Annotated in this window: 7 protein-coding genes; 1 reads left to right on the top strand and 6 read right to left on the bottom strand. The window is 63.0% G+C overall.

The genetic code is table 11. The features are described 5' to 3' along the window. Nucleotides 1-9: 9 nt before the first annotated feature. The 4 genes from ACN9MY_RS14385 to ACN9MY_RS14370 all read right to left on the bottom strand — a co-directional run bounded on the left by ACN9MY_RS14385 (nucleotide 10) and on the right by ACN9MY_RS14370 (nucleotide 9,653). Nucleotides 10-2,454 (bottom strand): beta-galactosidase, encoded by a 2,445-nt coding sequence (locus ACN9MY_RS14385; RefSeq protein WP_426323229.1) that lies wholly within the window; start codon nucleotides 2,452-2,454, stop codon nucleotides 10-12. A gap of 13 nt (nucleotides 2,455-2,467) precedes the next feature. Then, entirely contained in the window at nucleotides 2,468-5,053 is a 2,586-nt protein-coding gene (locus ACN9MY_RS14380) for a TonB-dependent receptor (RefSeq protein WP_426323227.1), read from the bottom strand. A 43-nt stretch (nucleotides 5,054-5,096) separates the two neighbouring features. Then, on the bottom strand, nucleotides 5,097-6,764 hold the full coding sequence (locus ACN9MY_RS14375) for a sodium:solute symporter family transporter (protein WP_426337524.1): 1,668 nt from the start codon (nucleotides 6,762-6,764) through the stop codon (nucleotides 5,097-5,099). 138 nt (nucleotides 6,765-6,902) lie between these two features. After that, complete coding sequence (locus tag ACN9MY_RS14370; protein WP_426337523.1) at nucleotides 6,903-9,653, bottom strand: glycosyl hydrolase 115 family protein; 2,751 nt, start codon at nucleotides 9,651-9,653, stop codon at nucleotides 6,903-6,905. A 105-nt stretch (nucleotides 9,654-9,758) separates the two neighbouring features. On the opposite strand from ACN9MY_RS14370, the gene ACN9MY_RS14365 reads away from it, so the two are divergent. Further along, complete coding sequence (locus ACN9MY_RS14365) at nucleotides 9,759-11,411, top strand: DUF5597 domain-containing protein (protein WP_426337522.1); 1,653 nt, start codon at nucleotides 9,759-9,761, stop codon at nucleotides 11,409-11,411. Here ACN9MY_RS14365 and ACN9MY_RS14360 read toward each other — a convergent pair whose 3' ends face one another. Together ACN9MY_RS14360 and ACN9MY_RS14355 are read right to left on the bottom strand one after the other, a co-directional pair. After that, complete coding sequence (locus tag ACN9MY_RS14360) at nucleotides 11,412-12,905, bottom strand: tryptophan halogenase family protein (protein WP_426337521.1); 1,494 nt, start codon at nucleotides 12,903-12,905, stop codon at nucleotides 11,412-11,414. Beyond that, nucleotides 12,895-14,538 (bottom strand): DUF5597 domain-containing protein, encoded by a 1,644-nt coding sequence (locus tag ACN9MY_RS14355; RefSeq protein ID WP_426337520.1) that lies wholly within the window; start codon nucleotides 14,536-14,538, stop codon nucleotides 12,895-12,897. Before ACN9MY_RS14355 ends, ACN9MY_RS14360 begins: the two co-directional genes overlap by 11 nt. Between the last annotated feature and the right edge of the window lie 20 nt (nucleotides 14,539-14,558).

The following is a 14,558-nucleotide window of genomic DNA, read 5'->3' as shown; positions in this document are numbered from 1 at the left end:
AAACTCCGTTCAGCGGCCAATTTCTACACGATACACCGGCGTGACCTTGACGCCGCGCAGTTCCGCTACCTGCGCCTGCCCGTTGAACGCAGGACGGTGTTCCCTCGGCAGGTAGATCGGGGCGTCAGCGCGCAACGGCAGCACAGTCAGCGTCAGCGCAGCACGTTCGCGAGCCGGCAGGTTGCCTAGACCGAACTGCCAAAGCTGGCCGTTGTAATACCAGTCGTCCACCATGCGCGTGCCGTCGAACAGGCGGGCAACGTCGCCGACAAAATCAATTTCCAGCAAGGCGCCATCGACTCCTTTCGGCCGGGTCGCACCAAGCGACAGTTCCCATGCTGCGGAATTGCCGAAGACTTCCGCATCGGGCTGGATTGCCGCCTTGGCGTTGCCGCCAATTTTAATCGGAGGGACTGGCTGTGCGGCGCGCAACTTGCGCGCAGTGGCAGCCAGTTCCTGGCTTGGCAGCGTTGCCTCGACAACCTGGAACAGGCCATCCCTGCTGCTCGCCTGCAGCGCCGTGCTGCCTTTCAGCGGCAGCGGCAAGGCCGGGAATACTGCCGCGCGGAATGCTGGCTTGCCCGGGGAGCGCAACACCAGCCGTCCGTTGGCAAAGTGCACCTGGCTGTCGCTGACGACCAGGCGGCGTTCGCCCTGCAACTGGCCGACTGCCATCTGGCGCGCCTGCTGCTGCGACAGGACCAGCACCGTCACCGGCCGCTTGCCGGCGCAGTCCAGCGTCAGCGCAGCATCGAGGCCGGGCTGGATGCCTTGCACCAGCACGCCGCCGTCCGCATTGGCTGCCTTGCCCTGCGTCTTGAGGCAGGCGCCGGCCGCCGCGTCCAGCGCGAATTCAGGCGCAATGCCGTCCTGCGCCGCGAACACGTACACGCTGCCCGCCTTGCCGCGCTCCAGCCGGGCTACCGGCTGTACGGTGGCGTATTGCAGGCGGTAGCCGTCCATGTCGAAATTGATCGGCCAGAAGAAGTAGCTGCCGGCCGCGATATCGACCGGCTGGCGCGGCAGCGTAACGGCCTGCCCGTCCAGCTTCACCGCAAACTGCACCTGCTTCTGCGCCGGCAGCGCATATTGCCGGACATGACCGTTATAGAACAGGAAGGCCTGTTCGCCCTTGCTGCGCACCGACCAGCGCGGCGCCAAAAAGTCGGCCGGGTCGGCCGGCACAAGCGACGGCTTATGCACCGTCATCGGCGCCAGGCGCGCGCCGAAGTCGTTCATGAAGTAGTGGAACGGGCGCAGGTAAGCCAGCACATCGCGCTGCTGGCCGTCAGGGCCCAGCGGCGCATTGAAATCGTAGTTGATGGCAGGCGTGTCGTTGTAGCCGCCGGTGCGCGTGCTCTCTTCCATGGTGGTCATGCCGACCGGATTGCGGCCGCCATGGAACATGTAATAGCCCATCAGGTTCACGCCGGAGCCCATCTGCACTGGCAGGGTCGAGGCGATATCGTCAGGCGATACCAGCGTGCGGCGGCGGTACATGGCCGGCAGCCCGGCGCCGTACTCCGCGCCCAGGAATGGCGTGCGGTCCATGTCGGTTTCCGCCGTTCCCTGCTGGGTGGCGCGGGTCTGGGCACCGAGGTCGCCGCTGACGCGCGTGTCGAAACGGAAGGCGTAGGTTTCCTTCGGCGGCAGCTCGGTCTTGCTGGTTGCCCACGGCTCGTCCTGGTAGCCGCCGAACACCGGCACCACTTCGCCGGACGGATACAAGGTCTGGTCCCAGCCGGTCACCGTGTAGAAAGGCACGTCGATGCCGGCCTTCACGGCCATGCCTTTCAGCGTGGCGATGTGCTGGGCGCCGCGGCCCGGGCCCGCCAGGTTGTATTCATTCTCGATCTGGGCGCCGATCACCGGGCCGCCCTGCTTCCACAGCAAGCCATCGACCTGTTTCGCGATCGCTCGGTAGAAGCGGTCCACGTATTTCAGGTACTGGGGGTCGTCCTGGCGGGTCGGCATGGCATCCACCACCCAGTCGGGAATGCCGCCGTAACGCACTTCCGCGTGCGACCATGGGCCAACGCGGATCCATACCTCCAGCCCGGCCTTGTTGGCCAGCTGGATGAAGCGCCGCAGGTCGCGGTTGCCGCTCCAGTTGAACTTCCCTTCCTTTTCCTCGTGGTGGTTCCAGATGATGTAGCTGGCCACCACGTTGATGCCGGCCGACTTCATCTTGGCCAGCTCGGCCTCCCAGCTATCCGCCGGGCTGCGCGAGTAGTGGAATTCACCCATCACCGGCAGCCAGGGCTGGCCGTCGCGCGTCAGGTAGCGGCTGTTGATGCCAAGGACATGGCCGCCGGGAGCGACGGCCGTGCCCATCTTGATATGGCCGGACAAAGGCGCCGGTGCGGGGGCGCTGGCATCTACTGCCAGCACCTGCCCCGCCTGGGCGGCGTGAACGAACGCCATCGCGGCCAGGCAAAGTGTGTTACGGATCATCGGCATGCCTCAATCAGAACTTGTAGCTCAGGCCCAGGTTGTAGCGGCGGCCATATTCCATCACGTTCTGCATGTATGGATTGTTGGACTGGGTCTCCACCACTTTCTGGTTGGTGATGTTGTCCAGGCCCAAGCGAAGCTGCAACTGCGGGGTCAGCCACTTCGAGAAATTGGCGGAGACGTAGGTCTCGGCCGGGTTCTCGATCATGTAGCCGGCGGTCCAGCGCGGCATGCGCACGAAGGCGCTGTGGTAGTTGGCCGATACACGAGCTTCGTAGCCCGCCTTCTCGTACCACAGGGTCAGGCCACCGTTGCGCTTCATCAGGCCCACCATCGGGTAGTCGTTGGTGTATTCCTTGATGTCGCTGTCGTTGTACGAGAAGTTCGCAGCAACGCCCAGGCCGTCGAACGGCGCCGGCAGATTGGTGAAGGCATGCTGCGCCACCAGTTCCAGGCCCCGCACATTGCCGCCCTCGCCGTTCACGGAACGGGTCAGGGTCGCAGCGCGGCCGTTGACGGTGGTGTGGTCGGTGGTGATGCCGATGTAGTCCGACACCTTCTTGTAGAACACGCCGGCCGACACCAGCGACCCTTTGTCGAAGTAGTACTGCCACGACAGGTCCACCTGGTTCGACATCATCGGCAGCAGGCCCGGGTTGCCCGCGCTGCCGGTAATCGGCTGCTGCGAACCCGGATTGGTGTCGATTGCCAGCTGGCGCGAGGCGCGCATTTCATCCATCGGGGCACGCGACATGGCGCGCGCCACGCTGAAGCGGATCTGCTGCTTCTGCGCCTGGTCCAGGTTGAAGATCAGGTTCATGCTAGGGAGCACGCGGGTGTACGAAGCGCCACCTTCAGCCGGGGTCGGCGCGGCGCCGTTGATCGACTCCATGCCGGTACCGGTCTGCTTGGTGTGCACCACGCGCACGCCGGCATTGCCGCGGAAGGTCTTGCCGAACAATTCGCCTTCCAGGTCGGCCTGGGCGTAGACGCTGCTGTTCTTTTCCTTGACCTTCCAGCCGGCCAGCAGGTCGTTCGCGGTCGGGGTGCGGCCGTCCGGGCTGAAGGCATCTGCGCCCCACAGGCTGGTGGCGGAGCCCTTGAAGTCTTTCAGCACGATGAATGGCGCGAAGCCGGAAACATTCACCGTTTCGTAGGCCGAGGCCGGGATGGCGCTGTTCCAAGCCAGGTTCCAGGTGGTCTGGTGGTATTTCTTTTCGCGGTCGGCGAAGCGTGCACCGAACTTGATGCGGCTCACCATGCCGGCATCCAGCGGACGCCATGCGCTCAGTTGCGCCGAGTTCAGGCGGTCGTCGACGTGGCCGTCGGTGTCCACGTACAGGGTCGGGTTGCCGAAGGCGGCCGGGTTGCCCGAATCGTGGCTGAAGCTGAAGTCCTGGATTTCGTCGCCGGTGAAGGACCACTTGATGGTGCCGTTGTTCAGGGCGAACTGGCGCACGTCGCGCCAGGCGCTGTCGCGGCCGGCCGAGGAAGTGGCGATGTCGGCATCCACTTTCCAGTCGCCGACATTGAACTTGCCGTTCAGGCCCGCGGCCAGGTTGTCCATATCCTGCGTCCACAGCGTGCTATTGGTGGTCAGGCCCACGTTGTTGACGGTGGCCCCGACAACGTAGCCGTTGCGGATGTCGAGGTTCGAGTAGTTGGCGCTCTGCCAGCCATCCCAGTTGCCAAGGTCGCCGGTCCAGTGCGACATGGCCGGTTCGCGGATCTTGTTCTTGGCGTAGTAGACGTCGGCGGTGATCATCGCATCCGGGCTGGCCTTCCACTCCACCTTACCCAGCACGCTGCCGCGCTCATTGGTGCCGCGCTTGAGTTCCGTCTCAAAACCCCACGGCGTCTTGTCTACCTTGCCGTCGCCATTGATGTCGGCGGAATGGTCTTCGTTGAAGCCCCAGTGGTTCTTGCGCTTCTCCACCGAAGGCTGCTTCTGGTAGCTGAAGGCCAGCGCCACGCCAACGTTCTTGTCCGCGTACTGGTCGATGAAGATGCCGCCCAGGCGCGGGCGAACCGATTTGGTGTCGAGGTCGCGTGCTTCCGAGTAGTACAGCGCGTCGGCCTTCAGGGACGCCTGGCGGCCGCTGTATTTGAGCGGCGAAACGGTCTGCAGGTCGATGCTGGAGGCGACGCCGCCTTCCACCAGGTCCGCATTCTGGGTCTTGTAGACGATGGCGCCGGACAGCGATTCGGACGGGAACTGCTCGAAGCGCACAGCGCGATTCGGCTCGGACGAAGCCAGTTCGCGGCCGTTCAGGGTAGCGCCGATGAAGCGCTCGCCCATGCCGCGCGCCACGATCTGGCTGGCGTTGCCGCGATCCAGGCCTGCGGCCAGGCCAGGCAGGCGGGCCAGCGACTCGGCGATGGTGGTGTCCGGCAGCTTGCCGATGTCTTCTGAAGCGACGACTTCCACCATGCTGTTGGAGTTTTCCTTGACGCTCAGGGCGCTGCGCACCGAGGCGCGGATACCGGAAACGGTGACCTTCTGGACTGACGGTTCTTCTGCCTGCTGCGCAAAGGCGGCTGGAATGGCAGGGATCAGGAACAGCGACTTCACCAGCAGACTGATTTTCTTTTGCTTCATGATGCTTTTGTTTTCTCCGTAGTCTTTTTTGTGATTTGTTGTATTACCAGAGCGCCCCGTAGATCACGGCCAGCAGCACGCACACCACGGCCGAACCGATGGCAAAGCCGCGGTCTACACGGAACAACTGGCGGTCGACCACCATGGCTTTGGCTTCGCCATCACGCCTTCCCATCAGGCTGATCAGAACCATGCCGGCCACCACTGCCCAGAACACCAGGAACATGCGGTCGATGAACGGGATTTCGAAGACGCCGCTGCCGTTGTCGGCGGCGAAGCCGATCGGCGCGAGGAAGGACAGGTCCATCATCGTTGGCAGGAACTTGAGGATGATGGAGAACACCAGCCCGCCCACGGTGGCGAACATGGCGGCGGCGTTGGTCGCTTTCTTCCAGAAGAAACCAAGCAGGAACATGGCCAGGATGCCCGGCGAGACAAAGCCGGTGTATTCCTGGATGTACTGGAACCCGCCTTTCTTGTCGATGCCCAGCATTGGTGCGATCAGCACCGCAATTGCCATCGACGCCACCACGGTAAGGCGGCCGACCCACACCATGCGCTCTTCGCTCGCTGCGGGTACAAATTTCTTACGATAGATATCCAGCGTGAAAATGGTGGCGATGCTGTTTGCCTTGCCGGCCAGCGAGGCCACCACAGCGGCGGTCAGGGCGGCGAACGCCACGCCGCGCAAGCCGTCCGGCAGCAATGCCAGCAGCGTCGGATAGGCGCGATCCGGATTCAGCTCGCCGCCCTGGCGCAGGGCGCCGCCCAGCGCGCCCGCCTGGTCCAGCGCGAAGGCCGCTATGCCGGGCAGCACCACGATCACGGGCATCAGCAATTTCAGGAATGCCGCAAACAGCAGGCCTTTGCGTGCGGTCGGCAGGTCCGCGCCCAGCGCGCGCTGCGTGATGTACTGGTTACAGCCCCAGTAATTCAGGTTGGCGATCCAGATGCCGCCCAGCAGGATGCTCAGGCCAGGCAAATCCATATAGCTTGGATGGTCGCGCGTCAGCACCATGTCGAAGTGGCCGCGGGCACGCGCGAACAATTCGGCCGTGCCGTGCAGCGCGCCTTTGCCGCCGCCCAGGCCGGCCACCAGGTCCAGCGCGATCCAGGTCGTCACCAGGCCGCCGATCACCAGGCACACCACCTGGATCACGTCGGTGTAGCCGATCACCTTCATGCCGCCCAGCGTGATGATCGTCGCAAACACGGCCAGGAACAGCATGCAGGCGCCCACGCTCAAGCCGGAGATGCTGCTGATGGCGATGGCGCCGAGGTAGAGGATGGAGGTCAGGTTGACCACGATGTAGAGGCCAAGCCAGAACAGCGCCATGGTCGTCGCCACGCCCCTGCCATAACGCTGTTCGAGGAACTGCGGCATGGTGTAGATGTGGTTTTTCAGATACACCGGCATGAAGAACACGGCCACGATGACCAGCGTTGCCGCCGCCATCAGCTCATACACCGCAATCGCCATGCCGATCTTGAAGCCGGACCCGCTCATGCCGATGAACTGTTCGGCGGAGATATTGGAGGCGATCAGCGAGGCGCCAATGGCCCACCAGGTCAGGGAACCTTCGGCCAGGAAGTAATCGCGCGAAGCCGAGCCGGAGCTGCTGTTCTTGCGGCGATAGACCCAGATGCCGTATGCGGCAACGACCGCAAAATAGATCAGGAATACAACCGAATCGAGGGATGTGATTTTCATGGCTAGCGTCTCTGTTTGCAAATGCGTTGACAACATTTGCTTATCATTAAGACGCTTAGCTTAACGAATTGGCTATTCCCTAGTTATGCGGAATACGCATTGAGCTATGACTTTCTGGAATAGCTCGCAAGGACCTGATCATTCCGGCCTGCCGTAAAACTGCGGTGCACCGTCGAATGCCAGTTCCAGCCGGTCCAGGATGAAGCCGGGATCGAGGGCGCGTACCCGCAGTACGTGCCGGCCCGCAGCGACGTTTTCCAGCGACAGGGTGCGCAGCGCGGTATTCGACAGCACGTTGGCCTTCCATTCGTCGCTGCGGCCATGTGTGGTGAAATCGAGTTCCCTGAACGGTTCGTTGTCGAAGCTGACGGCAATGCGAAGCTTGTCGCGGGACGTCAGGGGGTGCACCGGCAGGGCCACCACTTTCAACTGGGCCGGGCCTTGCGACAGGGTCGCAAATTCGTAAGCCAGCGTGCTGCCCTCGCCTGCTGCCAGGGACGAGCGCATGCTGGCGCCAAAACTCCCCAGGCCAGGGACCAGGGTCCAGCCGCGCGCCGGTGCCGCCTGCACCGCCGAAATGGTCACGATCCTTTCGCTCTCCAGCGGCAGTCCTGGCGCAGGATCAGGTTGTACCTGCAACCGGAGCGGGAGCGGTTTCCCCCCGCAATGCAGTGCAATGGAAGGCGCTGCAGCGCGGCCGTCGTAGCGGATTTCAATGCGCTGCTCAAAGCCATTCCCGGCGTCCAGCCGGCCGCTTGGCGCAGACAGTGTGAGAGAGGCGCCAACTCCGGCTGCCTGCCAGTCCAGTGCCTGCCCGCTGCTGCCGACCAGCGTCACCGTGCGTACTGCCGGCCGGCCCGAATTGAAATTGAGCTGCGCGCCGTCGCCCGAAAACGGGAACGGATATGCGATGCTGCAGCCGCTCCGCTGGGGAGCTTCCGCGTAAGTGGGTATTGCCTGCGCACTGAATACTGGCAGGCGGCGCGGTGCCGGGTCCATCATTCCTTGCCATTTGTCGTTTCCCAGCGCGTTGTAATGCGCGGTGTCGGCCACGATTGCTGCCTGCGCCGACCGGGCACGCGCTGCCTGGAAGTTCGCGTCAGGCCTGCCTTCGCGGGCATGCTGCGCCGCCAGTTCCAGCCTCAATATCCGCGTATTCAGGTTGGCACTGGAACGCACGGGGTACTGCACCAATTGAAAGAAAGCGTCGGCCAGCGACGGCGGAAGCCGCTGCGCAACGGCATCGGCGCGACTTGCCAAAGCCTCGTAACGCGCCAGTCTCCGTTCCGCTTCTCCGCTGCCTGAGCGAAGATAGTCTGTTGCCCTCACCGGCGTGGTGGGCTCGGTCTGGCTGAAACCCATGAACTCCGGCCTGCGCTCCCATGCCAGGTCATAGTAGCCGATCATGATGTCCGCGAGTTCGTCGGCCTCGTACGCGCCAAATTGCGCGCGCATCCAGCCGGCGAGGTGCTCGCGTGCGGGGCGTTCCAGCGTATTGCCGTCAAAAGCCAGGTCAAGGAAGTATTGCGTGAGGTATTCGGCTGGCTTGATGTCGCCGACGTTGACGATCCAGACCTTGCGCGCGCCAGTCGCCGTCGCGCGCTGCAACTGGTCGCGGATCAGGGCGGGATGCGTCGTCCCAAGCCACAGGTAATCGTGCGGGCGGCCCCAATAGGAGATGTGATAGTAGATGCCCGCCCCGCCCGGCCGCTGCGCTTCCTGCGGCGTGCTCAATTGGTGCAGGTAACCGTAATTATCATCCGGCCAGATAAGGGTGATATCTTCCGGCACCTGCAACCCTGCCTTGTAAATATCCAGCACTTCCTTGTACAGCGTCAGCGCCTGCGGCGCCTTCGGCGCGCTCCTGGCAAGCAGTTCGCGCTGGACCGCTATGGCCTCGCTCACTCCCCGCCGAGCCTCATCCACGTTATGCGCGCCTTCCATGGCCGAATCGTGCACGCCGCGGATGCCCACCGAGTACATGTTTTCGAAGTCCTTCACTTCTTTCAGGCGCTCGTCCCAGTAACGAACCAGCGACGCGCGGTTGCTGAAGAAATTGAAGGCGCCGCGCTGCTGATGGTCCCACTCGCGCACGTTATTGCGCATCATGGGCTCCGCATGGGAGGTGCCGACCACGATGGCGTAATCGCGCGCTGCCTCCGCATTGCCCGCGATCTGGTAGAACGGCCTGGTGGAGTCGTGCATCGCCGGCCAGATGATGTTGGCCTTCAGGCGCCACATCAACTCGAAGATGCGCGCATAAGTGGAAGGACCGATATCCCGGGCCGGATCATGCCTTGCGGCCCACGGCTGCAGTCCCCAGTCCTCATCGTTCAGGAAAATCCCACGATACTGCACATGCGGCGAGGCCGAACGGACTCGGGCCGCCGACACTTCCAGTCGCTCGCGCCGGGCCGGGCGAACGTCCGCCCACCACTCCCAGGCAGAGACGCCCAGTTCCCGCGTCAGGTCGATCACGCCCCACACCGTACCGCGCAGGTCGGCGCCGGCAATCAGCAGGATTTGCGCTCCAGGATGGTGGCGCGAATCGATAGCAATACGTTCATAACTTTCCCATTCCAGGCGCGGCAGCTCAATGCCCTCTTCCGCAAGCACTTTCCGCACCAGTGGCGAATCGTGGCGGCCGATCACGACGCATATCCGCGTACACGCTTCGATGCCAGTGCCCCGCGCCGCGTCGCCGCCCGACAGCGCTGCCAGGTCGCGCGCCAGCAGGTCGCCGGCGAGCTTCATCGCGGCTTGGTCCTCATGCACGATGGCGGGCAGTCGTCCACCGGGATTCAGTGTGATCCGTCCTTCCGCAGCGGCCTTGCCCGAGCTGGTTATAGCGGCAAAAACAATCAACAACGTGAGCAATTGCTTGGTCATATAGCGATTCGGGATAGCTGAAGCGACAATTGGCATACAGGAGGCGGAACCGATTCGCTAGCATATGGTACCGCTAACAATCTTGCAAACAAAAGTGGAGACTGAATGAAGAAGACTACCCGCCGCGCGCTCGCGGCACTTTGCATTGCCGCTTGGGCAGGCGCCGCTACGGCCGCCGCACCGATTCCCGAACTGGTGAAGAAGGACGGCCGGCACGCCTTGATGGTCGATGGAGCTCCCTACCTCCTGCTTGGCGTACAGGCGCACAACTCCAGCAACTACCCGGACGCGCTCAAGCAAGTGTGGGCCGCGGTCAAGGACGTCCACGCCAACACGCTGGAAATCCCGGTCGCATGGGAACAGGTCGAGCCCGAGGAAGGCAAGTTCGATTTCAGCTACGTCGACACGCTGCTGAAGCAGGCGCGCGAAAACAAGGTGCGTGTGGTGCTGCTGTGGTTCGCGACCTGGAAGAACACCAATCCGAACTACGCCCCCGAATGGGTGAAGTTCAACAACCAACGTTTCCCGCGCATGGTCGGCAAGGACGGCAAATCCATCTTTTGCATGTCGCCCTTTGGGGAGGAAACACTGAAGGCCGACAAGAAGGCTTTCACCGCCCTGATGAAGCACCTGAAAGCCGTCGACGAGGAACAGCGCACCGTGATCATGGTGCAGGTACAAAACGAAGTCGGCACCATCGGCGCGGTACGCGACTTCGGCGCAAAAGCCGAAGCAGCCTTCCATCAGGCAGTGCCGCCTGCGGTGCTGGCCCACAAGAAGTCGCCGGTGCCTGGCGCCGCCAGCGGCACCTGGACCGAGGTCTACGGCCCCTATGCCGAGGAATACTTCCATGCATGGGCCATCGCCAGCTATATCGAGGAAGTCGCGAAGGCCGGCCGCGCCGTCTACAACTTGCCGATGTACGTCAACAGCGCGCTGCGCGACCCGCTCGCGCTGATGGCGCCATGGCAGAACAATTTCATCTCCGGCGGTCCAGCGTTCGACGTGATCGACATCTACAAGGCTGCGGCGCCGCATATCGATCTCGCCGCGCCGGATATCTACATGTCGGAGTCGAACAAGTTCAGCGCCAATCTCGAACTGTTCCAACGCCCCGACAATGCCCTGCTGGTGCCGGAGATGGGCAACGCAAAACCCTTTGCGCGCTATGTCTACCAGGTGCTGGGCCGCGGCGCACTGGGCATCGCGCCGTTTGGCGTCGACTACTTCGACTACACCAATTTCCCGCTTGGTTCGAAGGATACCGACAAGTCGATGGCCGAACCTTTCGGCAAGGTCTATGCGGCATTCCGGCCGATGGAGCGCCAGTGGGCGAAATGGGCATTTGAGGGCCGTACCTACGGCGTTGCTGAAGGAGACGACCGCAAATCCCAGACCGTCAATATGAAAAACTGGAAGGCCACGGTATCGTTCCGCGAATGGCAACTTGGCGATCGCTCGTGGAAGCCGGACATGAAGGATTACCCGGCCGGCACCGAAACACCGAGCGGTGGCGTCGCCATCGCCCAGATCGGCGACAACGAATTCATCATCGTCGGCCAGCACGCGCGCGTGAAGATCGAAGGCACCGGCAACAACGAAGGCAAGCCGTCGCTGTGGGCCCGCGTCGAGGAAGGACGTTTCGACGCCAACGGCAAATGGATCATGGAGCGCAACTGGAACGGCGACCAAACCGATTATGGGTTGAACCTGACCGACCGCGTCACAATCCTCAAGGCCAGGCTGGGCACTTATTGACTACTGGGTCTCGAAGAACCGGGCGTGTTCCGGCATTGCGCCGACGGCGCGCCCGATGGTTTCGCGCACCCTGGAGAAATGCTCCTGTAGCTGCCCCAGGTCCATCAGATCGATCAGGGGATCGATCTTTTTGGGCACGACGCCAAGTCCCATCAAGATGGAAACGTGCGATGGCACCGAGAATCCCTCCGGGTCAAATATGACGATGCGGCCCGTCTCGCGGAACAGCTCGATCTGGTGCTGCAGCGTATCGGGGATCGGCATGGCGGCACAATAGCGCCAGAATTCGGAGTCGTTGCGGTCCGTGACCTTGTAATGCAGGATGATGAAGTCGCGCACGAACTCGTAGCGCTGCGACACAAGCCGGTTGAACTCATTGGCCAGGGCCGGGCTGAAGTCGCGGTCGGGGAAATACTGCAGCAGCCAGCCGACCGAGTTTTCGATGATGTTGATGCTGGTCGACTCAAGCGGCTCAAGGAAGCCGCTCGACAAACCGATCGCCACGCAGTTCTTGATCCATGACTTGCGGCGGCGGCCGGTGGTAAAGCGCAGCTGGCGAGGCGTATCCAGCACGCGGCCGTCCAGTCCATCCATTAGTACCTGGCCGGCTTCCTCGTCGCTGGTGAAGCCGCTGCAGTACACATGGCCATTGCCGGTGCGGTGCTGCAGCGGAATGCGCCAGGTCCAGCCGGCGCTGCGCGCGGTCGACAGGGTGTAAGCCACCAGCGGATCGGACCTTTCGCACGGCACGGCTTGCGCGCTGTTACACGGCAGCATGGCGCTCCAGTCGTCGTAGCCTGCCTTGTAGACGCCTTCGATCAGCAGGCCGCGGAAGCCCGAACAGTCGATGAACAGGTCGCCCTCCACCCGTTGCCCGTCCTTCAGTTTCACCGCAGTGATGAAACCGGACTCCGGGTGCTGTTCGACTTCCGTGATCATGCCTTCGATGCGGCGCACGCCGCGCTGCGTCGCATAGTCGCGCAGGTAGGCCGCATACAGACTGGCGTCAAAATGGAATGCGTAGGAGAAGGCATTGGTGACCGCGGGCTGGTCGCCGTACGGCAGCATGAAACGGTTGTTGCGTGCCATGGCCGTCGACGTCGACCACTCCTCATAGGAAGGCATGTCCTTGTTTTCGCGCGCCAGCCGCAACCAGTATTGCACCGGCGAGCGATTTTCGATCGCCGGGCCGAAATCGCCAAAGCCGTGGAAGAAGCGGTTGCCCACATGGCCCCAGTCCTTGAATTCGATGCCAAGCTTGAAGGTCGCCTGCGTTTTCCTGACGAAATCGGCGTTGTCCAGGCCAAGCGCCTGGTTGAAGTAGCGGATGGTCGGCAAGGTCGCTTCGCCGACGCCGACCGTGCCGATCTCGGGCGACTCCACCAGCACCACCTCGCACGACTTGCCCAGCTTGAGCGCCAGCGGCGCGGCCGTCATCCAGCCGGCGGTGCCGCCGCCGACGATCACGATCTTGCGGATTGCGTTATTGGACATAGGTTCCCATCCTGATCTTCATGACGGTCGGGCAGGCCGTCAGGTTGATGCCCCAGTCGGTCTGGTCGCCGTTCCAGTTGCGCTCCATGACCCATTTTCCATCGGCGTCGAAGTGACCTTCTTCCACGCGTGCGTACATCGACGGCTTGCCCGCGTTGTGCTCGAAACCGAGGCGGATGTTCTGCCCGACCACGATAAATTCATCGTCGCCCACCTGGGCCAACGCAGCGCCGCCATTGGGCGCCTCCGTGCCGGGCGGCAGGTCGTCCTTGTTGGCATTGCCGAATTGCCATTCGCGGAACTTTGCGGTGATCTTCCAGGCGCCGGCCACGATCGATTGCGGCTTGCGGTCGTCCCCTTCCGCGATGCCGTAAGTGCGGCCCTCCAGCGACCATTGCGCCCACTGGCGCGCCACAGGGCGGAAAGCAGCATAGATCTTGCCAAAGGGCTCCGCCATCGCCTTGTCTTTCAGCTTTGACCCCAGGGGGTAGTTGCTGTAATCCGCGTAATCGATGCCAAACGGTGCAACGCCTATCGCGCCGCGCCCAAGAATCTGGTACACGTAGCGCGCATAGCCCGCCGCATTGCCCATCTCCGGCACGAACAGGGCGTTGTCCGGGCGCTGGAACTGCTGCAGCGTAGCATCGACCTTGCCCGACTCCGGCAGGTAAATATCAGGCGCCGCAATGTCGATGTGCGGCGCGGCCGCCTTGTAGATATCGATCACGTCATGGGTTGGGCCACCACTGGCGAAATTCCCCTTCCAGGGCGCCATCGGCTCCAGCGGGTCGCGCAAGGCATTGTTGACGTACATCGGCAAGTCATACACCGCGCGCCCTGCCCTGGCGACCGTTTCGATATAGCTGGCTACCGCGTACGCATGGAAGTATTCGTCCGCATACGGCCCGTAGACTTCCGCCCAGCTGCCGCTGGCCGCACCGGCAACCGGGGGCTTCTTGCGGGCCAGGACTGCGGCCGGCACCGCCTGGTGGAACGCCGCTTCGGCCTTCGCTCCGAAGTCGCGCACCGTGCCGTAGGTTCCCACCTCGTTCTCGACCTGCACCATGATCACCGTGCGCTGTGCGGAGTCGATTTTTTTCAGGTGCGCCATCAGCGCGGTGAACGCCTTGGCGTCGGCCTTCAGTGTCTGTTCGCCGAACGGCGAAAGGCAGTAGATGCCTTTGCCATCCTTGCCGAGCATGCGCGGAAAGCGCTGATTGTCGAACTTCACCCATTCCGGCGTGTACTGCGGCCCGGTGTTCTTCCAGGTGCCAAACCACAGCAGCACCAGGCGGACCTTGTGTTGGCGCGCCTGCGCCACCAGCGTGTCGACAAAGCTGAAGTCGAACTTGCCTTCGACCGGCTCCAACTGCTCCCAGGCCACCGGGATTTCCAGCGTATTGGCGTTAGCGTCCTTGACTGCGGCCCAGACCTGGCCTAGCGCCGCGGGATAATTGCTGGAGTTGTGCGCCTGGACGCCCAGCACGGTGAACGGCTTGCCGTCAACCATCAGCGCATAGCGACCGTCCTTGTGCAGCAGCTGGGGAATCGGCGCCGGGCCGGCAACGGCGTGCGCCGCCAGCAGGGCCGACAAGCAAAACGCCGCCAGGTGGCGGCTCGGGGAATTCTTCATGCGGTTGTCCACGAGGTGAA

Origin of the sequence: Pseudoduganella sp. R-31 (assembly GCF_049913235.1) — a bacterium.
Taxonomy (GTDB): Bacteria; Pseudomonadota; Gammaproteobacteria; order Burkholderiales; family Burkholderiaceae_D; genus Rugamonas.
The sequence above is the reverse complement of the archived record's forward strand: the minus strand, read 5'-3'. Positions and strand labels throughout refer to the sequence as shown.